At 49.0% G+C, this 22,877-nt stretch carries 23 protein-coding genes and 1 other RNA gene; 17 read left to right on the forward strand and 7 right to left on the reverse strand.

Going from position 1 to position 22,877, the window contains the following annotated elements:
• Positions 1-147 precede the first annotated feature (147 nt).
• Complete coding sequence (gene sstT / locus OK023_RS15060; protein ID WP_317693495.1) at positions 148-1,383, forward strand: serine/threonine transporter SstT; 1,236 nt, start codon at positions 148-150, stop codon at positions 1,381-1,383.
• A gap of 59 nt (positions 1,384-1,442) precedes the next feature.
• Here sstT and OK023_RS15065 read toward each other — a convergent pair whose 3' ends face one another.
• Both OK023_RS15065 and uxaC read right to left on the reverse strand, forming a co-directional pair.
• The gene (locus OK023_RS15065) at positions 1,443-2,933 is read right to left on the reverse strand and encodes an altronate dehydratase family protein (RefSeq protein ID WP_317693496.1); all 1,491 of its coding nucleotides are present in this window, start codon (positions 2,931-2,933) and stop codon (positions 1,443-1,445) included.
• A 20-nt stretch (positions 2,934-2,953) separates the two neighbouring features.
• Entirely contained in the window at positions 2,954-4,366 is a 1,413-nt protein-coding gene (gene uxaC, locus OK023_RS15070) for a glucuronate isomerase (protein WP_317693497.1), read from the reverse strand.
• Between the two features lie 407 nt (positions 4,367-4,773).
• On the opposite strand from uxaC, the gene OK023_RS15075 reads away from it, so the two are divergent.
• From OK023_RS15075 to OK023_RS15125, 11 genes are all read left to right on the forward strand, one after another.
• The gene (locus tag OK023_RS15075) at positions 4,774-6,072 is read left to right on the forward strand and encodes an MFS transporter (protein ID WP_317693498.1); all 1,299 of its coding nucleotides are present in this window, start codon (positions 4,774-4,776) and stop codon (positions 6,070-6,072) included.
• Between the two features lie 119 nt (positions 6,073-6,191).
• Positions 6,192-6,968 (forward strand): transcriptional regulator ExuR, encoded by a 777-nt coding sequence (exuR, locus tag OK023_RS15080; protein ID WP_317693499.1) that lies wholly within the window; start codon positions 6,192-6,194, stop codon positions 6,966-6,968.
• A 194-nt stretch (positions 6,969-7,162) separates the two neighbouring features.
• The gene (locus OK023_RS15085) at positions 7,163-7,588 is read left to right on the forward strand and encodes a hypothetical protein (protein ID WP_317693500.1); all 426 of its coding nucleotides are present in this window, start codon (positions 7,163-7,165) and stop codon (positions 7,586-7,588) included.
• A gap of 126 nt (positions 7,589-7,714) precedes the next feature.
• The gene (locus tag OK023_RS15090) at positions 7,715-8,389 is read left to right on the forward strand and encodes a DedA family protein (RefSeq protein ID WP_317693501.1); all 675 of its coding nucleotides are present in this window, start codon (positions 7,715-7,717) and stop codon (positions 8,387-8,389) included.
• Positions 8,386-8,760, forward strand: coding sequence for an EnvZ/OmpR regulon moderator MzrA (mzrA, locus tag OK023_RS15095; protein WP_317693503.1), 375 nt, complete (start codon positions 8,386-8,388; stop codon positions 8,758-8,760). Before OK023_RS15090 ends, mzrA begins: the two co-directional genes overlap by 4 nt.
• 98 nt (positions 8,761-8,858) lie before the next feature.
• Positions 8,859-9,227: a DUF1090 domain-containing protein gene (locus OK023_RS15100; RefSeq protein ID WP_317693504.1), complete on the forward strand. Its 369-nt coding sequence runs from the start codon at positions 8,859-8,861 to the stop codon at positions 9,225-9,227.
• Between the two features lie 152 nt (positions 9,228-9,379).
• Positions 9,380-9,685 (forward strand): YqjD family protein, encoded by a 306-nt coding sequence (locus OK023_RS15105; protein ID WP_317693505.1) that lies wholly within the window; start codon positions 9,380-9,382, stop codon positions 9,683-9,685.
• Between the two features lie 2 nt (positions 9,686-9,687).
• Positions 9,688-10,092: a phage holin family protein gene (locus tag OK023_RS15110; protein ID WP_317693506.1), complete on the forward strand. Its 405-nt coding sequence runs from the start codon at positions 9,688-9,690 to the stop codon at positions 10,090-10,092.
• On the forward strand, positions 10,085-10,372 hold the full coding sequence (locus OK023_RS15115; RefSeq protein ID WP_317693507.1) for a YqjK-like family protein: 288 nt from the start codon (positions 10,085-10,087) through the stop codon (positions 10,370-10,372). The genes OK023_RS15110 and OK023_RS15115 overlap by 8 nt, the downstream gene beginning before the upstream one ends.
• A gap of 286 nt (positions 10,373-10,658) precedes the next feature.
• Entirely contained in the window at positions 10,659-11,054 is a 396-nt protein-coding gene (locus OK023_RS15120) for a DoxX family protein (RefSeq protein WP_317697744.1), read from the forward strand.
• A gap of 201 nt (positions 11,055-11,255) precedes the next feature.
• The gene (locus OK023_RS15125; protein ID WP_317697748.1) at positions 11,256-12,242 is read left to right on the forward strand and encodes a glutathione S-transferase family protein; all 987 of its coding nucleotides are present in this window, start codon (positions 11,256-11,258) and stop codon (positions 12,240-12,242) included.
• Between the two features lie 27 nt (positions 12,243-12,269).
• Here OK023_RS15125 and OK023_RS15130 read toward each other — a convergent pair whose 3' ends face one another.
• On the reverse strand, positions 12,270-13,175 hold the full coding sequence (locus OK023_RS15130) for a LysR family transcriptional regulator (protein ID WP_317693508.1): 906 nt from the start codon (positions 13,173-13,175) through the stop codon (positions 12,270-12,272).
• 107 nt (positions 13,176-13,282) lie between these two features.
• On the opposite strand from OK023_RS15130, the gene OK023_RS15135 reads away from it, so the two are divergent.
• Positions 13,283-13,978 (forward strand): pirin family protein, encoded by a 696-nt coding sequence (locus tag OK023_RS15135; protein WP_317693509.1) that lies wholly within the window; start codon positions 13,283-13,285, stop codon positions 13,976-13,978.
• Positions 13,979-14,043: 65 nt separating this feature from the next.
• Here OK023_RS15135 and rnpB read toward each other — a convergent pair.
• Both rnpB and rsmI read right to left on the reverse strand, forming a co-directional pair.
• Positions 14,044-14,422: RNase P RNA component class A (gene rnpB / locus OK023_RS15140), an RNA gene on the reverse strand.
• 90 nt (positions 14,423-14,512) lie between these two features.
• Positions 14,513-15,385: a 16S rRNA (cytidine(1402)-2'-O)-methyltransferase gene (gene rsmI / locus OK023_RS15145; protein WP_317693510.1), complete on the reverse strand. Its 873-nt coding sequence runs from the start codon at positions 15,383-15,385 to the stop codon at positions 14,513-14,515.
• A 62-nt stretch (positions 15,386-15,447) separates the two neighbouring features.
• Between rsmI and OK023_RS15150 the strand changes: the two genes are divergently transcribed.
• Genes OK023_RS15150 through dolP form a run of 4 tightly spaced genes read left to right on the forward strand, consistent with a single transcriptional unit; the run spans position 15,448 to position 19,029 of the window.
• Positions 15,448-17,451, forward strand: coding sequence for a penicillin-binding protein activator (locus OK023_RS15150; RefSeq protein ID WP_317693511.1), 2,004 nt, complete (start codon positions 15,448-15,450; stop codon positions 17,449-17,451).
• Positions 17,448-17,801, forward strand: coding sequence for a YraN family protein (locus OK023_RS15155; RefSeq protein WP_317697751.1), 354 nt, complete (start codon positions 17,448-17,450; stop codon positions 17,799-17,801). Before OK023_RS15150 ends, OK023_RS15155 begins: the two co-directional genes overlap by 4 nt.
• Positions 17,802-17,852: 51 nt before the next feature.
• Positions 17,853-18,443 (forward strand): DnaA initiator-associating protein DiaA, encoded by a 591-nt coding sequence (gene diaA, locus OK023_RS15160; RefSeq protein ID WP_317693512.1) that lies wholly within the window; start codon positions 17,853-17,855, stop codon positions 18,441-18,443.
• Positions 18,444-18,453: 10 nt separating this feature from the next.
• The gene (gene dolP / locus OK023_RS15165) at positions 18,454-19,029 is read left to right on the forward strand and encodes a division/outer membrane stress-associated lipid-binding lipoprotein (RefSeq protein ID WP_317693513.1); all 576 of its coding nucleotides are present in this window, start codon (positions 18,454-18,456) and stop codon (positions 19,027-19,029) included.
• A gap of 83 nt (positions 19,030-19,112) precedes the next feature.
• Here the strand turns inward: dolP and mtgA are convergent, their stop codons facing one another.
• Positions 19,113-19,844, reverse strand: coding sequence for a monofunctional biosynthetic peptidoglycan transglycosylase (mtgA, locus tag OK023_RS15170; protein ID WP_317693514.1), 732 nt, complete (start codon positions 19,842-19,844; stop codon positions 19,113-19,115).
• A 614-nt stretch (positions 19,845-20,458) separates the two neighbouring features.
• The gene (gene arcB, locus OK023_RS15175) at positions 20,459-22,798 is read right to left on the reverse strand and encodes an aerobic respiration two-component sensor histidine kinase ArcB (protein ID WP_317693515.1); all 2,340 of its coding nucleotides are present in this window, start codon (positions 22,796-22,798) and stop codon (positions 20,459-20,461) included.
• Between the last annotated feature and the right edge of the window lie 79 nt (positions 22,799-22,877).

Here is a 22,877-nt window from a genome sequence, read left to right on the forward strand (position 1 = left end):
CTCTTTTCAAGGCGAACCGTTTACTTAATACTGGTTAAGAAAACATACTTCGTTACAGATATGACGATAAATTACCCGGCAACGTTCCTGTCAGGATATAACGATCTGTACGCCACATTTCAGGGAGCGGAAACGCAAAAACGCATTATGAATAAACTATTAGTACGAATCACTCAAGGCAGTCTGGTTAAACAAATAATGGTTGGGCTGGTAGCTGGTATTATCGTCGCAATGGTTTCACCGGCTTCAGCCAAAGCCATCGGTCTGCTGGGCGCGCTTTTCGTTGGCGCACTGAAAGCCGTTGCGCCTCTTCTGGTTCTGATCCTGGTGATGGCTTCAATTGCCAACCATAAGCAAGGGCAGAAAACCAATATCCGGCCTATTTTATTCCTCTATATATTGGGGACATTTTCGGCGGCGTTGACCGCCGTGCTGGTTAGCTTTATGTTTCCTTCAACGCTAGCACTGGCAGTAAGCAATACCGATATCACCCCTCCGGCAGGGATAGTCGACGTCCTCAAAGACCTACTGATGAGCGTGGTGGCAAACCCATTCAATGCCCTGGCCAGCGCCAACTATATCGGTATCCTGGCTTGGGCCGTCGGCCTAGGATTGGCGTTGCGCCATGCCTCTGAAACCACAAAAACTTTGATCAGCGATATGTCAAATGCTGTGACAATGGTGGTACGTGCGGTGATCCGCTGTGCGCCACTGGGTATTTTCGGCCTTGTCGCTGCTACATTGGCTGATAGCGGCTTCGGCGCCTTATGGGGATATGCACAACTGTTAGTGGTATTGCTCGGCTGTATGTTACTGGTCGCCCTAGTGCTTAACCCACTGATCGTCTACTGGAAAATCCGCCGTAACCCTTATCCACTGGTATTGACTTGCCTGCGAGAGAGTGGCGTTACTGCCTTCTTTACCCGCAGTTCCGCAGCCAACATCCCAGTCAATATGGAGCTGAGCAGAAAACTAAACCTGAACGAAGATACCTACTCAGTTTCTATTCCTTTAGGTGCGACCATTAATATGGCTGGCGCGGCGATCACTATTACCGTACTTACGCTGGCGGCAGTAAATACCTTAGGTATTCAGGTCGATGTCCCCACTGCACTGTTGCTAAGTGTGGTAGCGGCTATCTGCGCCTGCGGTGCGTCTGGCGTAGCAGGCGGTTCGCTGCTGTTAATCCCATTAGCATGTAATATGTTCGGCATTCCTAATGATATTGCGATGCAGGTGGTCGCTGTCGGTTTTATCATTGGCGTATTGCAAGACTCAGCAGAGACAGCTCTGAACTCCTCCACCGACGTGCTGTTTACCGCAGCTGCCTGTCAGGCAGAAGATCAGCGTTTAGCCAATCAAGATTCGTTTAAAACTGACTGAGTGAATACAGGCTGTACCCTACGTTCTAACCGGATACAGCCTGACTCAACCGTTATGTTCTACAGCGTTACTCCGCTTTTAAAAATGGCTAACTCACGGAAATCATTTGATTCATTACGTGCAGCTTTGCCATTGGCAATCTCCACAATCAGGTCGACAAACTGCGCCAACATTTCTGCCATCGGCAAGCCGTGGATCAAGCGCCCAGCATCAAAATCAATCCAATGGCCTTTTTTAGCTGCCAGCTCAGAGTTAGTAGCCAGTTTCACCGTTGGCACAAAACCACCGTAAGGCGTCCCTCTCCCGGTGCTGAATAACACCATATGGCAGCCAGCTCCAGCAAGTGCGCTGGTGGCTATAGCATCGTTACCCGGTGCGCTCAGTAGGTTCAATCCTGGCAAACGAAGGCGTTCGCCGTATTTCAACACATCCACTACCTGACTCTGCCCGGCCTTTTGAGTACAACCGAGCGACTTTTCTTCTAACGTTGTAATACCACCCGCTTTATTACCTGGGGATGGGTTTTCATAAATCGGTTGATTATGAGCAATAAAATACTGTTTGAAATCGTTAACCATGCGAACCGTTTTCTCAAAGGTATTTTGGTCTCGACAGCGGTTCATCAGAAGCCGTTCAGCACCGAACATCTCAGGTACTTCAGTCAACACCGTGGTGCCACCATTGGCGATCACATAGTCCGAGAAACATCCTAACAGTGGATTGGCAGTAATGCCTGATAAACCGTCTGAACCACCGCATTCCAGGCCGAACTTCAGTTCGCCAAGCTTGCCTGGCTGGCGACGATCAGCGCTCATCAATTGGTACAGTGCATGCAGATGTTCTAGCCCCGCTTCGACTTCATCGTCCTGCTGTTGGCAGACCATAAAACGCACACGCTGCCGATCAAATTCACCCAACGTGCTGCGAAATTCATCGACCTGATTATTCTCACACCCGAGACCAATAACCAACACGGCGCCCGCATTGGGATGACGCACCATATTCTGTAGCATGGTTCGGGTGTTTTGATGATCCTGACCAAGTTGCGAGCAACCCAAGGTATGGCTGAAAAAATGAACACCATCAATCCGTTGTGCTCCTGCAGTTTCCTTCAGAAAACGCTGCTGGAGCTGGCGTGCAATCGCATTCACACAGCCCACAGTAGGGATGATCCACAATTCATTGCGGATACCAACATCACCATTGCTGCGCCGGTAGAGCTGCACTTCACGATCCGCTGCCTGTGCCGGTAGGGTCAGAAACTCAGGCTGATAATGATAATTATCGAGGTCGCTCAGGTTGGTTTTCGCATTTTGCGAATGAATGTGCTCCCCTGACCCAATAGCCACCAGAGCATGACCGATCGGAAGACCATATTTGACGATCATGTCGCCGACAGCGATAGGTTCAAGGGCGAACTTGTGCCCTCGAACCACTTCTTGCGCAAGCGTTATGGTTTGATCATCCCAAGTTATCACCTCACCCACAGCCAAATCGCGCAGTGCTACCGCTACATTATCTTGAGTGTGAATTTTTATAATGCTGTGCATACATCAACCTTGACCAATGATTACGCCAATTCGATAGCAAAATAGTTTTTGGCATTGTCGAAGCAGATGTTTTTAACCATATCACCCAACAGCGTAATATCCGCAGGCGCTTCGCCATCTTCTACCCAGCGACCAATCATCTGACAGAGGATACGGCGGAAATATTCGTGCCGTGTATACGAAAGGAAACTGCGGCTATCGGTCAGCATGCCAACAAAACGGCTAAGTAGCCCAAGTTGAGCCAACTGTGTCATCTGGCGCTGCATGCCATCTTTCTGATCGTTAAACCACCAGCCTGAACCAAATTGCATTTTGCCTGGTGTACCCTCACCTTGAAAATTGCCAACCATCGTGCCAATCACCTCGTTATCACGCGGGTTAAGGCAGTAAAGAATAGTTTTAGGGAGTTTGCCCTGCTTTGCTTGTGCATCAAGTAAACGCGAAAGCGGTTCTGCCAGAGGTTTATCGTTGATGGAATCGAAGCCAATATCTGGGCCGATGTTATTGAACATCAGGCTATTGTTGTTACGCAAGGCACCAATATGGTATTGCTGCACCCATTCACGGCGTTGATATTCCTCTGCCAGAAATAACAGAACCGCGGTCTTGAACTGTGCGCTCTGTTGTGGGGAAGGTACAAGGCCACTGAGCCGTTGTGACAGGATAGTATCCAGCATGGCTTCGTCTGCCTCGCCATAAACCACGACATCCAAAGCATGGTCAGAAACTTTGCAACCGTGCGCGGCAAAATGGTCCATACGCCGACTCAATGCATTGCGCAGATCGCTGAAGCGATGGATTGAGGTATCTGCAGCTGCTTCCAGCTTTTGCAGATAATCATTGAATCCTGGCGCTTCAATGTTGAATGCTCTGTCTGGCCGCCAGCTTGGCAACACTTTAATATCAAAACTTCCGTCAGCAGCGATGGCTTTATGGTGACGGAGATCGTCAATAGGATCATCGGTAGTGCCGACCATTTTTACCTTCATCTGCTGCATGATACCGCGAGCAGTAAAAGCATCCTGCGCCAGCAATTGATTGCCACGTTGCCAGATTTCATCCGCGGTTGCCGGGGAAAGTAGCTTGCCCGTAATACCAAATGGGCGGCGCAACTCCAGATGAGTCCAATGATAGAGCGGGTTACCAATGGTATGCGGCACTGTTGCCGCCCAGGCATCAAATTTTTCGCGATCTGAAGCATTCCCTGTACATAGACGCTCGGCCACGCCATTGGTGCGCATTGCACGCCATTTGTAGTGATCACCCTTCAACCAAATGTCATACATATTCTGGAAACGATGATTTTCGGCAATCTGCTGTGGGGGAAGATGACAGTGATAGTCAAAAATAGGCTGTTCCGCAGCGTAATCGTGATAAAGGCGGCGGGCAAATTCACTGTCCAACAGAAAATCATCGTTCAAAAACGTAGCCATATGGGTTCCTCAGATTGTTTCCTGGCAAAGCTTGTAATTAACTTAAAAAGTTATCACACCAATTTCACGAAACGTCCAGAGATATTTCACCATTAAAGCGACTTAATTGTGCTTTAAAGTGGTATTAATGCCCTTTAATAGACGACAAATCATAAGTTAGGTGCCAGTTAATATGAAGTCATTATTCATTATTTGAATGGATGCTTTTGTGATATCACTCAACCTTTAAATCTGTATGACAAGTTATCGTCTCGCCATCCTGCTACCTTGTATTCAACCGTTAGCGATGACCATCTGCAGGGAGTCTGCCAGCAAGGAATTCTGGTTACATGATGAAAAGGAATCACCACCATGAAACGCCACAGGCTAGCCGGTGGTAAAGATTTCAAGATTCGGAGAGATATTGGATGCGTAAAATTAAGGGGTTACGCTGGTATATGATCGGACTGGTAACCATTGGCACAGTGCTTGGTTATTTGACCCGTAATGCTATATCTGTTGCCGCACCTACGCTAGAAAGCTCACTGGGCATTACCACACAACAGTATTCCTATATCGTTGCCGCCTATTCAGCCTGTTATACCGTTATGCAGCCTATCGCAGGCTATGTACTGGATGTCCTCGGAACTAAAATCGGTTATGCCATGTTCGCTATCCTGTGGGCCCTGTTTTGTATGGGCACGGCACTGGCTAACAGTTGGGGAGGGCTAGCGCTGGCTCGCGGGGCTGTAGGTATGGCCGAAGCTGCGATGATCCCCGCCGGGTTAAAAGCCAGTAGTGAATGGTTTCCGGCAAAAGAGCGTTCGATCGCCGTCGGTTACTTCAATGTGGGCTCATCGATTGGCGGCATGCTTGCCCCGCCGCTGGTGGTCTGGGCCATCGTGGCGCACAGCTGGGAAATGGCCTTTATCATTACCGGTATCCTGAGTATGGTCTGGGCCATCTGTTGGCTAATCTTTTATAAGCATCCGAAAGATCAGAAGAAACTCAGCACAGAAGAGCGCAGCTATATTCTTGATGGGCAAGAAGCCCAGCATCAGACAAGCAACGCCAAGAAAATGTCAGCCTGGCAGATCTTACGTAATCGCCAGTTTTGGGGGATTGCATTGCCACGTTTCCTAGCTGAACCGGCCTGGGGCACTTTCAACGCTTGGATCCCACTGTTCATGTTCAAGGCCTACGGGTTCAATTTGAAAGAAATTGCGATGTTCGCTTGGATGCCGATGCTGTTTGCCGATATTGGCTGTATTATCGGTGGCTATCTGCCCCCTTTCTTCCAGAAACACTTTAAAGTCAGCCTGATCGTATCACGCAAACTGGTCGTCACTATGGGAGCAATATTGATGATTGGCCCAGGTATGATCGGTTTGTTCACAAGCCCTTATGTCGCCATTGCCCTCTTATGTGTGGGAGGATTCGCCCATCAGGCACTGTCTGGTGCGTTGATCACACTGTCATCAGACGTGTTTGGTCGTAACGAAGTGGCTACCGCCAACGGCCTGACCGGCATGGCAGCATGGATGGCAAGCACCATGTTTGCGCTGGTGGTCGGTGCATTGGCCGACACGCTGGGGTTCAGTCCGCTCTTTGCGGCCTTGTCTGTGTTCGACCTTTTGGGGGCTATTGTCATTTGGACCGTGCTGAAAAATCGTCCGGTTTCAGAGTTGGAACCCACACCATTACAAACAGCCGATGCACACGGCTAATTTTCTCCCTAGCCCGGCCCTGTGCCGGGCTTTACAGTGTTGACTCACTGGCAGCCAAAACCAATAAGTGGTATAACAGGTCTAATAGTATTACGCCTCCTACCACAGAGTATTCACTAATGACATTCACGGAAACCAGACGCCTTTATCAACAATTGGCCGCCGAGCTTAAACAACGTATTGAAGGCGGTGTCTATCCGGTTGGTGATAAACTTCCCGCCGAACGCTATATTGCTGAAGAGATGAATGTCAGTCGCACAGTGGTGCGGGAGGCTACCATCATGCTGGAAGTGGAAGGTTATGTGGAAGTGCGAAAAGGTTCCGGTATTCATGTGATTTCTAATCAACAGAAAAACCTGGTGGTGCCTAGCGACAGCCTCGAATTTTCCACCGCAGGTCCTTTCGAATTGTTACAAGCACGCCAGTTGATTGAAAGCAACATCGCCGAGTTCGCCGCAACTCAAGTGACCAAGCAGGATATCGTGCAACTGATGGAAATTCAGGAGCAGGCTCGCAAAGAAGATCGTTTCCGCGATTCGCAGTGGGATCTCAAATTCCACGTTCAAGTCGCTCTGGCAACCCAGAACAACGCGATGGCAACCATAGTGGAAAAGATGTGGACGCAACGTATCAGTAATCCGTACTGGATCAAACTGCACGAGCACATTGACGAACGTTCGATTGCCAGTTGGTGTGACGATCACGATGAAATCCTCAAAGCCCTGATCCGTAAAGATCCACACGCTGCCAAACTGGCCATGTGGCAACACCTGGAAAATACCAAACAGATGTTGTTCAATGCCACCACTGAAGATTTCGAATACAACGCCGATCGCTATCTGTTTGCAGAAAATCCGGTAGTCCACCTAGAAAACGCTACAAATGTCGTTAAATAACCCCCTTCCGTCATAAAGCATCATACAGGCTGAATGTAAGGTATTGTAAAAATAACCGAATTGATGCCAAAGTCGCCTTTTATGGTGCCATATTTCGTCAACAATAACGCAGATTTCCCTGTTGCCAATCCTGCTATTTTGGTAGAGTTAGGGCACTTTTTTATCTACTGCCTTTGGGGACGGAACGCAAATCAATGCGCTGGTTGTTTGCCATGCTTATTGTTCTTTCTTGCTGGGCCAGTTTGGCACTCGGTGAGAAGATCTGCTTAGCACAAACGTTAACCAAGCCTACTGCGTTAAGTATCAAAACTCCCCCTTACAGCCATGTTTACCGTCCAGCCAGCGAACTCCGCCAGAAGTGTCCAGGCAAACTACTGTTTTTGTATCGAATGCAGTCCTATCCCGGCTCGTTGCTTGTGCCGAACATGCTTGCTCCAGCCTATACTTTAGCAATCGGCCTTGTTTACCGTCCACGGCCTCAACGTCAATCAGATGCTCCGGTTACCAACCGGCTTCAGCAGGTCAACGGGATACTACATGCCAACCAGCAGCAAAGCAGGATTGGGGGCTGGAAAGAAAGCAACATACTCTATCGAGGTTCACTGACTTATTACTTATGACATACCATGAACGGTTGAATAATAAAGCAACGCCGTTTCATCATCTTCAGCTACCATGGGCCTCTCGTGGTGTTACCGTGCCCTGCCGCTGAACGGAAACAAATATTGACGTTTTAGGAACACCAGATGGATATTATTAAGCAACTGTTGGATGCCTTATGGCAGCAAGACTTCGAAACACTGGCGAACCCCTCGTTGGTTTGGACGTTGTATGCCTTGCTGTTTATGATCTTATTTCTGGAAAACGGCCTATTGCCCGCAGCTTTTCTGCCTGGCGATAGCCTGCTGATTTTGGTTGGTGCGCTGGTCGCTAAAGGCGCAATGAACTTTCCGCTCACTATCGTCATCCTGACAATTGCCGCCAGCCTGGGATGCTGGCTCAGTTATATACAAGGCCGATGGCTGGGCAATACATCAACGGTACAAACCTGGCTATCACATTTACCTCCTCACTACCATCAGCGTGCCCATAACCTGTTCCATCGCCACGGCTTGTCGGCACTTTTGGTCGGGCGTTTCTTGGCTTTCGTACGCACATTGTTACCCACCATCGCCGGTTTATCCGGTTTAGATAACGCACGCTTCCAGTTTTTTAACTGGATGAGCGGATTGTTGTGGGTATTGATACTGGTTTCCGTAGGGTTTGCAATTGGGAAAACACCATTATTCCTGAAATATGAAGACCAATTGATGTTCGGCTTGATGGTGCTCCCACTAGCCTTGTTAGTCATCGGCCTGTTAGGTTCTCTGGTGGTTCTGTGGCGCAATAAGCGTTCAGGTAATCAAGGGAAAGATGCATGACTGCCAGACATACACGCTGGCAATACGTGTTACTCTTGGCGTTAGCACTTTTGGCGTTAATCATTGTGTTGGTACCTTTCATGATACGTACCGAGAGTGAACTGCGTATTCGTGTTGAACAACAAGGGTTATTGCTACCGGATGGCTTTTACGTCTACCAGCGGTTGGATGAACGCGGTATCCACATAAAAAGCATTACACCAGAGAACGATGGCTTGCTGATCCGTCTGGACTCCCCCAGACAACAACTGTTAGCCCGTGAAGCACTGCAAACTATTTTACCTCCCGGTTATATCATTGCACTGAGCGAATCGCAGACACCGAACCTTTGGGTTCCTGGGTTTGCGCCTCCCAAGCTTAATCTGGGGTAGGCCGTTTCCCTTCGTTCCTTATCAATAAATTGTGAGGTTTCCCCGATTGCTCGATAAGTCAATCAGCAATTCTTCCGTCAGTAAATAGGAATTGAACCATGATATTTCGCCATTTTCTCTTAGTCACCTTATCCTTGTGTACTTTCTCTGCATTTTCCTCGACCACGGATGGCTGCACCAGGAAAGCACAAAAGATTCAGACACAAATCGACTATGCCACTCAACATGGTAATAACTATCGCGTGCAAGGTTTGAAAAAGGCACTGAGCGAAGTGCAAAGCAACTGTACGGAGGCAGGCTTAAAAGCCGAACGTCAGAAAAAGATCGCAGAAAAACAGAACAAGGTTGCCAAGCGCGAGCAAGAGTTGAAAGAGGTTCAGCAAAGCGGAAGACAGGATAAAATTGCCAGCAAGCAACAAAAGCTGTCAGAAGCGCAAGCAGAACTAAAAGCTACACTGATTGAATGAGCGCATTTATCGTCGAGAAGCCCACTGTACGGGATTTTAGCAGTCAATAATCAATATGAGTCAGTGATAACAATCGGACATAGCCCTTTGCTCTATCGAATAAATCCGCTATGTTGAAAGCCTGTTGGAGTTAATCTTAAGGAGTTATCGAAATGGCACAAGATTCAAATGCAGAAAACTTACGCGCTGAACTGAAGTCCCTTGCCGATACACTGGAAGAAGTGCTGAACTCTTCTACCGATAAACCCAAAGCTGAACTGGACAAACTGCGCACTAAAGCAGAGGAGGCACTGAAAGATACCCGTGCTCGTCTTTCCGATGCTGGCGACAAACTGGCTCATCAAACCAAACAAATCGCCTGCCAAGCGGACGGGTATGTACGTGAAAACCCTTGGACCGGTATCGGTATCGGTGCTGCGGTTGGTGTCGTGTTAGGCGTTTTGCTCGCGCGCCGCTGATCATGACAGAACTTCCACAAAATCGCGCCCAGGGCCCTGCTAAAGGGGTCCTGGATATCGCACAACGTATTATTACCATTCTGGTCAGTATGGTAGAAACTCGTGTGCGCCTGGCAGTCATCGAACTGGAAGAAGAGAAAGCCAACCTTGTTCAGCTATTGATTATGGCAGGGCTCACTTTACTGTTCACCGCGTTCGGTCTGATGAGCTTATTACTTTTTATCTTCTGGGCTATTGAACCGGCATACCGCTTGCTCGCTCTAGGCACCACAACCGCCATTCTGCTGCTTTTGGCAATTATAGTCGGCATTGTGACACTGACCAAGGCACACCGCTCCACGCTGTTGAGTACAACACGCAAGCAGCTTAAACTCGACCGTTCTACTCTCGAGGGAAGCGATGAATAACCGCCAGTACCGTGAATGGAGAAAAGAGCAACTGATCAAGAAGATCCAGCAGCAACGCCTAGATCTAACCGAGACTAAAGCTTTGTGGCTGGAAAAGACCGAACGTATTGATCGCAGTTGGCAAAATCTTCTTGTCTTACGAAAAGTTATCGCTGTCGGCTCCAGCGTCATTGCCCTTTATGGCATTCGCCATCCCAGTAAATTGATCCGCTGGTCGCGCAGATTGTTTAATATCTGGGGAATAGCTCGGCTGATTCAAAAAGCTTTTTTGAAAAAATAATCACAACTCCATTCACTTAACTCTCTCATGAAGCATTCTCTGCTCTTATTGAGATTCACTATGTTTACTATTCTTTCTTAGCACTTTTATTTACAAGCTTGGCTTTCTTGAATTTTATACGTCTTTAAGAAATTCAGATTTTTTGAAAAAAAACGACAGTTTTACTTGCTAACAATAAACCCTATTCCTATCTAACATTCACTTCATCAACCAGCCAAAGAGAGCATAAACCTCTTGGCGGAAAAAATGCCAAGATTGGCGCGGAAAATTACTTTTGGAGTAAATGATGAAAAAATTAGAAGATGTAGGTTTATTGGTTGCTCGTATTCTATTACCCATTCTGTTTATCGTCGCAGGCTACGGCAAAATAGGCGACGCTTATGCTGGCACTCAACAATACATGGAAGCGATGGGAGTACCTGGTTTCTTGTTGCCACTGACAATCCTTCTGGAATTGGGCGGTGGTCTGGCCATTCTGTTTGGCCTACTGACACGCACAGTTTCAATCTCTACAGCCGTTTTCACTATTCTCACTGCATTGCTGTTTCACAACAACTTTGCCGAAGGTGACAACCAGTTGATGTTCATGAAAAACCTGTCTATCGCCGGGGGTTTTCTTGTCCTGGCTATTTCCGGCCCAGGGAGTTTCAGCATCGACCGCATTTTAAACAAAAAGTGGTAAGCTGATCGTATCACCCAAAGATTTGTTCAACCAAATCTTTGGGTTTTTTGCGTTTATATACCCAAAATAATTCGAGTTGCATATAGGCGGCAAGTCTAAGCGTCGCCAAGAGCATAGCTCACTATGTGTCTGATGCGAACGGACGAAGCCAACACCCATGCAACTTGAAGAATGAAGGGTGTAAGCATGAAGGAGATTCTTATGGGACAACTGGTTGATGGCATCTGGCAAGACACTTGGTATGACACAAAATCCACCGGAGGCCGTTTCAAGCGTTCAGTCTCCCAGTTCCGTAATTGGGTCACGACCGATGGTAAAGCAGGTGAGAATGGGCTAGGAGGATTTAAGGCGGAAAACGGCCGTTATCATTTGTATGTTTCCCTAGCCTGCCCTTGGGCACATCGTACTTTACTGATGCGTAAGCTGAAGGGACTGGAACAAAGTATCCCGGTTTCTGTCGTACATCCGCTGATGCTGGAAAACGGCTGGACATTTGGCAAAGATTTTCCTGAAACCACCGGTGATACGTTGTATCACACTGATTTTCTATACCAACTCTATCTGCATGCCGACCAAAACTACAGTGGTCGAGTCACCGTTCCTGTTCTATGGGATAAACAGCAGCAAACCATCGTCAGCAACGAATCTGCCGACATCATTCGCATGTTTAATTCTGCCTTTGACGCCATAGGCGCACAAGCAGGTGACTATTACCCCGAAGCACTGCGCGAAAAGATCGATACGTTGAATAGCTGGATCTACGATACGCTGAATAACGGGGTATATAAAGCCGGTTTCGCTACCAGTCAGGAAGCCTATGATGATGCCGTGAGTGGGGTATTTGCTTCACTACAACGACTGGAACAACTACTGGGGCAACACCGCTACCTCGCAGGTAACCAACTTACAGAAGCCGACTTGCGCTTGTGGACCACGCTGATTCGTTTTGATCCGGTTTATGTCACCCATTTCAAATGTGACAAACAGCGTATTAGCGATTTTCCCAATCTATTCGGCTTTTTGCGCGACATCTACCAAATGCCAGGCCTTGCTGAGACCGTCAACATGGCACACATTCGACACCACTATTATTGTAGCCACAGCACCATCAACCCATACGGTATCATTCCAATCGGACCAACGCTGGATCTTGATCAACCACATGGACGAGATGCTCGTTTCCGCTGACAGGTGGACTCAACCCGAAAGGCAGGGTTAAGAATTTTCCTGCTTGGCAAACAGACGCGGGAGCTCTCGCAGAAACCAGGATTTTGCCTCTCCCATACTGTCACGTCGCCAAGCCATGATGATATCGACTTCGCGCCTGTATTCCGGCCCCACTACTCGCAGACGCCCTTGCTCAATATCTTTCTCCACCATCAGGTACGGCATAGTGGCGACACCAAGCCCTGCGAGTAATGCACGACGTTTATCTTCAATGCTACTCACTGTTAGACGCTGCTGTTTATCCAACAGTTGCACTGTCAAGACCGGCCGCTCACGTGCAGTATCCGCTACGGCAATGCCACGGTACTTCACACGGGTAAGCTCTGAAAGCGGCTCTGGCTCAAGGTGGATAGGGTGATCCGGCGCAGCAACATAAACGCTCATGACTTTATACAGTTTGCGGGTGTTGATTTCGGAAGAAGCACGAAAATGTAAATCCGGAGCAATAACAATATCTGCCCGCCCCTGTTCTAATCGTTCCCAGGCCCCAGCAAGCACCTCGGTCAAGATCGAAACCTGAGTGTTGGCCTTCAGTGCAAGTTTGTCGATCAGGGGGAACAATTTAGCCGCTGGTGACAATGCCTCACTGACAATGGTCAGGTGCGTCTCCCAGCCTCGTGCCAACGCTTCAGCATCTGTGGTCAATTTGTCCGCAGCCTCAAGCAATACGCGTCCTCGATCCAGCAGCATTCTTCCAACGTTGGTAAATTTGGTCCGATGTCCTGAGCGATCGAACAGCACAACGTCCAGTTCTTCTTCCAATTTTTGCATGGTATAGCTGAGCGCAGAGGGCACTCTTCCCAGCTCATCAGCCGCCGCCGCAAAGCTACCGCGACGATCAATTGCATCCATTACTCTAAGTGCTTCAAGGGTTAGTGCACGCTCTCTAGCCATAGAATCCCTCCTTCAGGAAATTTGAATATGCCAACCAGATTAACTGGCTAACAATCCTGCGTCCAGATGATTACCATTTGAAACATCTATTTTCGGAGCCGATTGCGATGATTACATGCAGAACAGCAAAACAATGCGGGCATGCTGACTTCGGTTGGCTACAGGCTCGCTATACCTTTTCCTTTGGTCACTATTTTGATCCAAAACTGATGGGTTATGCCTCACTACGAGTGCTTAATCAGGAAGTATTGGCGCCAGGAGCCTCATTCCAACCGCGCACCTACCCTAATGTTGATATTCTGAATCTGATTTTGCAGGGTGAAGCGGAATACCGAGATAGTGATGGAAATGTTCTACGCGCAGCGGCGGGAGATGCATTGCTGCTTGCCACTCATTCAAGGCTTAGCTATAGCGAACAGAATGTCAGCAGTGTTACTCCATTGACCCGAATGCAACTGTGGTTTGAGGCATGCCCAGAAGGTAGCAATGAACGAGTGCAACGCCTGAATCTATCTTCACACCCTCATTCGCTGCTAGCTTCACCAGATGGCGAACAAGGCAGCTTACAACTGCGACAAAAGATCTGGGTCCATCATCTGGATTTACAAGCAGGGGAACAAAAAACGCTAGTATTGAATGGAGAGCGGGCTTATCTCCAATCGATATACGGCACCGCTAAGATTAGCGGCGAAAGCCACTGTAGCCAGAATCTAACCTGTGGAGACGGTGCGTTTATCCGTGAGGAAAAGCACATTACAATCCAGGCAGAAACACCGCTACGCACCCTGTTGATTGATTTATAATTTAAATCAATCAACAACAGCGAAAACCCCGCGCGATATTTATCACGCGGGGTTTGCCATTTTATAGAGGGAGTTGACCGGTAAGCCGGGTTCTGTCGTGGACAGTCATTCCTCTAGGCCAGCAATCGCTCACTGGCTCAAGCAGCCTACCCGGGTTCAGTACGGGCCGTACCATGTGAACCCCTATTTGGCCTTGCTCCGGGTGGAGTTTACCGTGCCACGAACTGTTGCCAGCCGCGCGGTGCGCTCTTACCGCACCCTTTCACCCTTACCTGATCCCACTTACGCAGGCCATCGGCGGTTTGCTCTCTGTTGCACTAGTCGTAGGCTTGCGCCTCCCAGGCGTTACCTGGCACCCTGCCCTATGGAGCCCGGACTTTCCTCCCCTCCATCTGTCTCCCCCGAAGAGGACGGCAATGAAGCGGCGACTGTCTGGTCAACTCCGGCGCGGATAGTAGCGTCGTGACCAGAGTAGGTCAACCGTTTTAGGCTAAGGCAACCGATGCCGATCGCTAAAGCAAGTCGCACAGGCAGTTAATTAACCTGACTTTCTTGTTGCTCCAAGGCGTACTTGTATAACGCATTTTTTTTCACGCCGTGGATCTCTGCCGATAACGCGGCCGCTTTCTTCAACGGTAGCTCTTTTTGCAACAGAGCCAAGGTACGGATCGCTTCAAGTGGTAAAGCGTCTTCCTGCGTTTTATGACCTTCCACAATCAGAACCATCTCGCCCCGGTGGCGCATTTCATCTTCTTGAACCCAATCTAATAGTTCTCCTACCGGCGCACCATAGATTGACTCCCATGTTTTGGTCAGTTCTCGGGCCAACACGACATAACGTTGTGGTCCCCAAACAGTCACCATATCTTGTAAGCTATCCAATAAACGATGGGTCGATTCATAGAAAATCAGTGTACGAGGTTCCTCTGCCAGCGCCAGCAAGGTATCCTTACGTCCTTTGGTTTTTGCTGGTAGAAATCCCTCGTAGCAGAAACGATCAGAAGCTACACCTGCAGCACAAAGTGCGGTAGTGGCTGCGCAGGCGCCAGGCAGTGGAACCACACGGATCCCTGCTTCACGGCAGCGGCGTACCAGATGGTAGCCAGGATCGTTAATCAGTGGCGTGCCAGCATCGGAAACCAGTGCTATGCTCTGGCCTTCCTGCAATTTTGCCAGCAGTTGCTCCGCCTTCTGCTGTTCGTTATGGTCGTGCAGCGCAAACAACCGCGCGCTAATAGCAAAGTGTTGCAGCAACAACCCGGTATGACGCGTATCTTCTGCCGCAATCAGATCGACGCTTTTCAGTACTTCTAATGCCCTATGAGTGATATCCCCGAGGTTACCGATGGGAGTGGGCACCACGTACAGCGTTGATGCAGAAATGACTGATTGTTGGTGTTGATTCATTGTTTCATCCGGATTGCCGATTTAATATTGACCATCTTGAAAAAAACATCACTGGATACAGTATGCTTTCCTCAACATTCGTTCGTACCAAAGCAGGACGTCTGCTACCTGTTGTACTGGCAGCCCTTCTTTTGGCTGGCTGCCCTGGCCGGGCACCGCAGACTACCGCCTCAAATATACAGGGCGAAGCTAGTGCCAATTCCGATTATTACCTGCAGCAGTTGCAGCAAAGCAGCGATGATAACAAGGCTGACTGGCAATTACTTGCTATTCGCGCATTGATACGCGAAGGCAAACAGGCACAGGCCAGTGAGCAGTTAAGTTCTTTGCCACAGGACATGACCAGCACGCAGCAACAGGAACAACAGTTGCTGAACGCAGAGCTGCAAGTTGCCGATAAAAATTTTGCTGCCGCACGCGACTCTTTGGATAAGATTGACAAGAATTCACTGTCCTCAAATCAATTGGCCCGCCTGTACCAGGCGCAGATCTCAGCTCATCAGGGCCTGGCCTCATTAACTTTAATCAGAGCCTACATAGCCCAAGAACCTTTACTGAGTGCCAAAGAACATCAGGAAAATCTGGATAATACCTGGCAAACTCTGCTGGGCCTCACGACCGCTGGCCTGAATAGCTTGGTGATCAACGCAGATGAGAACGTGCTGCAAGGCTGGCTCGATCTGTTACGCCTCTATCAAGAAAACAAACAGGACACCAATCTACTGAAAGCCGGGATCAAAGACTGGCAGAACCGTTATCCACTGAATCCTGCGGCCAAAAGTCTGCCAACTCAGCTGAATCAAGTGCTTAACTTCACCCAAGCTTCTACTTCAAGTATTGCTCTGTTATTGCCGTTGAACGGCCAGGCCAAGGTTTTTGCCGATGCGATCCAGCAAGGTTTTGCCGCAGCTAAGGGTGGCATAACGCTCGCCGCTCCAGTTCAGTCATCTCAGCCTGTAAATAATCCAGCCCCCGAAATGCCAATGGTTTCCGACAACATCGACGGAGCAGTAAGCACTTCAACGCCTCAAGCAGACAGCGTTTCAGTAGACGTGGAGCAACCCGTAGTCGCAGCGCCTATTACTACGCCACCACCTGCTGCCACCGGGGTAGTGAAAGTATACGATACTTCCAGCCAGCCTTTGCCTGCATTATTGGCGCAAGCGCAACAAGAGGGGGCTACCTTAGTTGTAGGGCCATTGTTGAAGCCCGATGTTGAACAACTCGCCAACACTAACACGACACTCAACGTCTTGGCACTCAACCAGCCTGAACAGCCACAAGATAGCCCGAATATCTGTTTCTTTGCACTGTCGCCAGAAGATGAAGCCCGAGATGCAGCACGCCATATCTGGCAACAACAAAAACGCCAACCCTTGCTGTTGCTCCCCAACGGCACGTTTGGTGATCGCATCGCCAAAGCTTTCGCTGAAGAATGGCAGATGCAAGGTGGGCAGACCGTGTTACAACAAGGCATTGGTTCTACCAGTGAACTACGCCAGATGGTCAATAGGGGCGGCATCCGTTTAACCGGTACACCGGTCAACGTACAGGCACAACAGTCTATTACCATTGCAGGTCTTACCATCCCTTCCCAACCCAGCGATCTCCCTGTTTCTATCGAAGGTAGTATCGATGCGGTCTACATCGTAGCGACGCCGGATCAGTTGACGTTGATCAAGCCGTTGATCGACATGACAACCAATTCTCGTAGCAAACCAGCCATGTTTGCCAGCTCTCGCAGTTACCAGGCGGGTGCAGGCCCAGACTTCCGGCTTGAAATGGAGGGGCTGCAATTTAGTGATATCCCTCTACTATCAGGGGCTAACCCCCAGTTGCAACAGCAAGTTAGTCGCCAGTTCGGCAACGACTATTCTCTGGTACGCCTCTATGCCATGGGGATGGATGCCTGGACATTAGCCAATCACTTTGCTGAAATGCGTCAGTTGCCAGGGTTTCAGGTATCAGGAGTCACTGGTGTGCTGACGGCTTCACCTAATTGTGTCATCAACAGGAAACTGACTTGGCTGCAATACCGCCGTGGCATGGTCGTTCCGGTCTACTGAGCCAACGCGCCAAAGGGGCGGGCTATGAAGCTAAAGCCCGCTATTACCTTGAGCGCCAAGGGCTCACCTTCATAGCAGCCAATGTGGCAGTTCGTGGTGGTGAGATTGATCTTATCATGCGCGACGGTCAGACTTGGGTGTTCATTGAGGTTCGCTACCGCCGTAGCGCTGCCTTTGGCGATGCGGCAGCCAGCGTAACTTACCGCAAGCAACAGCGGTTGCTGCACGTTGCCGCCGTATGGCTGGCAGGGCGCGGAGCCAGTTTTGACACATCATCTTGCCGTTTTGATGTTTTAGCCATTACCGGTAACCAGTTAGAATGGATACCGAATGCTTTCAATGCGGATTAATCATTGTTTACCGGCCCAGGCCGGCCTTTGACTTAGTGGATTAAAAACAACGTGCTGGATAGAATCAAAGCCTGTTTTACCGAAAGTATCCAAACTCAGATTGCGGCAGCGGAAGCTTTACCAGACGCTATATCCAGTGCTGCAATGACTCTGGTTCAATCACTATTGAGCGGTAATAAGATCCTCTGCTGTGGCAATGGAACCTCTGCGGCCAACGCCCAGCATTTCGCCGCCAGTATGATAAACCGTTTTGAAACCGAGCGCCCCAGCCTGCCAGCCATTGCGCTCAATGCGGATAACGTCGTACTGACAGCGATCGGTAACGATCGCCTGCATGATGAAGTATATGCCAAGCAGGTGAGAGCACTCGGCCATGCCGGTGACGTATTGCTGGCGATTTCCACTCATGGCAATAGCCGTGATATTGTAAAGGCGGTCGAAGCTGCGGTAACACGCGATATGACTATTGTTGCTCTAACAGGTCATGATGGTGGAGAGCTGGCCGGTTTACTCGGCCAACAGGATGTGGAAATACGTATCCCTTCTCACCGCAGCGCACGCATTCAAGAAATGCATATGCTCACCGTAAATTGCCTATGTGACCTAATTGATAATACATTGTTTCCCCACCAGGACGATTAAAGGAACTGAGATGAAGCTAAAAGCCACATTTGCAGTGCTGTTCAGCGCCCTGCTATTACAAGGTTGTGTCGGCGCAGTTGTTGTCGGCAGTGCCGCCGTTGCGACCAAAACAGCCTCTGACCCCCGCACGGTTGGAACACAGGTTGATGATGGTACATTAGAGGCCCGGGTTGAGAGTGCCCTCAGAAAAGACCAGCAACTGAAAAAAGAAGCACGTGTCGTAGCAACCGCTTATGAAGGGAAGGTACTATTGACCGGTCAAGCCCCCAGTACTGAACTCGCCAGTCGAGCGAAACAGATAGCTCTCGGTGTTGAAGGTGCTGTCGCCGTATACAACGAAATCCGTCAGGGTACTCCAGTTAGTCTTGGTACTGCCTCTTCAGATACGTGGATCACAACCAAAGTTCGTTCACAAATACTGACCAGCGACACCGTCAAATCTTCGAACGTGAAGGTGACAACTGAAAACGGTGAGGTCTTCCTACTCGGTCTTGTGACACAGAAAGAAGGGCAATCTGCGGCACAAATCGCCAGCCAGGTAAGCGGCGTAAGGCACGTTACAACTGCATTCACCTACGTGAAGTAAGCCAGCCTACCGGGGTGGGTGGATTATTCTCACCCCTGCCTTTCTCTGGAAAAGAGAGAGGTGTAAGCTCAACAGATCCACGATTAATTCAGCCCATTCGCCTTAACAAACCCTTCGCCACCTAACTGCCGCATCTGACGCAAAATCCACTGCTGTCGCCGAATCACGTATCCTGAAGGTGCATTAACCTTAAAACGATGCGGATTAGGGAGTACGGCAGCTAACAACGCTGCCTCCGAGGCGGTTAAACGATTTGCCGATTTGTTGAAAAAACGCTGGGAGGCTTCCTCTACGCCAAAGATACCATCACCAAATTCCACAATATTCAGGTACACCGTCAAAATACGGCGTTTGGTCCAGGCCAGCTCAATACCCGCCGTCAGCCCAACCTCTAAGCCTTTTCGCAACCAACTACGCCCATCCCATAAAAACAGGTTTTTCGCGGTTTGCTGGGAAATCGTTGAAGCGCCTCGAATACGCGCCGGGCGTTTTTCATTATGGCTAATCGCCTTTTCAATCGCCGCGATATCGAATCCCCAATGAGCAGGAAATTTTTGATCTTCTGCTGCCATCACTGCCAGCACCATGTTGGATGAAATATTATCCATCGACACCCAATTGGAGTGCGCAACGTAACTAAAATCCCCCTCTAGCCATGCACTGATTTGCCGTTCCACCATCACAGCAGAAAAGGGAACAGGGAGAAAAGCCAACAAGATAATACTTGCCAACCACACCCCAAGCACGGTAATTAGGCCACGTTTTACCCAAAAACCAAGTGATGTTAACCACGATTTACCAGAAAATTTTATCATTCAACCCAATCCAACATCTGCGAAACCAACTTATTCAATCCAGTGAAATAGTTAAAAAACATATAAGCCGGAGACGTAACGACTTGGTTTTCAATATTACTCACAATACCTCACTGGTTCACACCGCTGGCTTACCCCGCCTTGACATTTCCAAGCTCGGGATCGTTTCTTATGGTAAACCGCAATAACCAAGGAATTATCTTGGACAGCAAGGCTGAAGCAACCTCTCCGAATAACCTTAAATTACAGCCAGGCGGCGGCTCAACGTACGCAGAAGCTTGGTAAAACCAGTAAGACTGGCGGACGTAATTTGAAAAGTAACGGGTACACATATGAATCGCCCCCTTGAGCACGACACATACCCCACCTGCTTCTTCGATATTCTTCCAGTAAGAACTCGTTGCTAAAGGCTGTTAACTGCTTACAAACACTAAGTACATCACATATTTTAATGAATCTTCTAACAAGAGTGCTTACATTTGATATGTTGTTAGCTGTATGATGTACACGAAATCTATAACAGCCTGCCGAACAGAACACTGAAGCCCAATAGGCGGGTTCACAATTTCCCTGGTGTTGGCGCATTATTCGCGCACCCCGACCTTAGGTCGGGGTCATTTTTTTTCAGCATTCTCAACCCAAGCACGCAAGACGGCCACATCGTTACGCCATTCTTCTTTCAGTTCATCGACCCAGTCCTGTACGTTGTCCCACCATGCCGGTAGAGTTGATGTCTGGATCTGCTGAGCCAATTGCTGCAGATGTTTTAATCCCACCGATCCCGCCGCCCCTTTAATTTTATGCCCTTCTTCGGTTATCCCTTTCTGGTCCCGCGCGGTCATATTGGAATCCAGGATCGCCAGATAACCCGGCATCACCTGTTCAAACATCGCAAGGCTTTGATGAATCAACTGTGGTCCAACCAGCTCCATGTATTGCTCTAGCATTGCGGTATCTAGTAACGACTCATTAATCTGCATCTGCTCTTGCTCCGTTTTGTTTGAGGTATATAAGGATTGATGATCCCAGTAATGCTTGATCATTTTAGTCAACGCCGGTACAGACAATGGTTTGCTCAGCACATCGTCCATGCCCGCTTCAAGATACTCTTTCTTGTCTTTCAATACGTTGGCCGTCAACGCAATTAACGGCGGTAAACCCCGATCGGCATAGCGTTCATGTAACGTACGGGCTATATCCAACCCCGTCATATCCGGCAGTTGGATATCTAGCAACACCAAGTCAAACTCATCTGGGTCAAACATCTCTAGCGCGTCACAGCCATTCATTGCTACCTCTACACTGTTCCCCAGTTTTTCCAGCACAGAACGTGCGACAATCACATTCAGTTCAATATCTTCCACCAGCAGAATATGTAATGCAGGAAGCGGCAGTTCATCTAATACCTGTGCCTCATTTGTCTCTTCTTCCACTGCGGGAGCAGTAATGGTCAGGGTGAAGCAAGAGCCCTGTCCTTGTAAGCTCTTAACGGTAATGTCTCCCCCCATACTTTGCGCAAGCCGTTTAGAAACAGCCAAGCCGATCCCTGTTCCGGTTGCCGAACGTCCACCGTCCTGATCTTTTACCTGGTAGTACATGGCAAATATCTTGTCCTGTTCATCCTGCGGGATCCCCATGCCTGAGTCTTCTACCTCAAACACGATTTGCTCATGAACTTCGCGCCGAACACGCACTACGATCTGCCCCTTTTGAGTAAACTTCACTGCATTACCGATGAGGTTCCAGAGGATCTGACGCAGACGCGTGCCGTCAGTCACAATCTTCTGCGGCAGTGGCAATTGCGGCTCCATAACGAACCGCAGCCCTTTCGGTTGTGCTAATAATCCTGAGAGATTCTCTAGGTCTGCCAGAAAGCCGGTGAAATCTACCGCTTGATTATCAAGCTGCATTTTTCGCCGTTCGAGTTTATCCATCTCGATGATGTCATTGAAAATATTGCCGAGAGTAATAGCACTCACATGGATAGTTTTCAGGTAATTGAGCTGTTCATCATTCAATTCAGTATCGAGCAGAATACGGCTTAGCCCGACAATGCCATTAAGCGGCGTTCGAAGCTCATGACTGATCGTCGAAATAAAGGTGGTCTTCTCTCTGCTGGCGTTTTCCAAAGCGTCCTGGTAGCGTTTACGCTCGGTTATATCGCGACCAAACCCCATCAACCCGTGACGCTTACCTACGCGATCATAAAACGGCACCTTGCGTAACTCAAAGCACGCCTTACGTCCATCGGGATACACCAACCATTGTTCATAAGTCAGAGAGACATTGTGGCGAAATACCTTCTCGTCGGTTTCAATCACTTTTTCGGCTACGTCTTTGCTGTAAACATCGAAAGGCGTCAGGCCAATCAGTTGTTTCTCACTCTTACCGGTCAACAGTTCCATTGCCCGATTGCAGCCGGAGAACTCTTTGTCTTCATTGCGGTAATAAACCAAATCGGGCGAGGCATCGAGGAAAGATCTTAGCAATGCCGACTGCTGGCCCAACTCGACCTGCGCCAACTCTCGCTGCTCCATCTCTTCGGTGAGCTTATCCATCACCTGTTGACGCTCTTCTTCAGCCTTGATGCGATCGGCAATTTCCTGATTGAGTTGAATGATGTTTTCTTGCATCTGCTGGTTTAACGCAAGATCGCGGTGGCGCATTTCCTCCAGTTTATCAACCAGCCGCGCCAACCGCTGGCGTGACTCTTCAAGTTGCTCAACCACAACAGAAAGGAAATAGACAGCCCAAGGTGTGATCAGTAGACCAAAAAAAATAGAACGCACCACATCGATACTTTCTACCTCACCACGCAATAGCATGGTGACCGCCATCTGAACCACAATGGCTAGCACTACTATTGCTGAAGCCAGCAACAGTGAAAAGCGCACGAGTCCCAGTTTTACCATTAAATCAACGTAGTACTGTGCTAACACCCGAACTTGCTTCATCAGTTATTCCCAACAGAGATAGTCTTTTATACCCAAGTTCATTCAATCTGCTGGCAAGCAGCACCTGAGTGGCACCCAA

This window comes from Serratia sp. UGAL515B_01 (genome assembly GCF_033095805.1).
GTDB lineage: Bacteria > Pseudomonadota > Gammaproteobacteria > Enterobacterales > Enterobacteriaceae > Chania.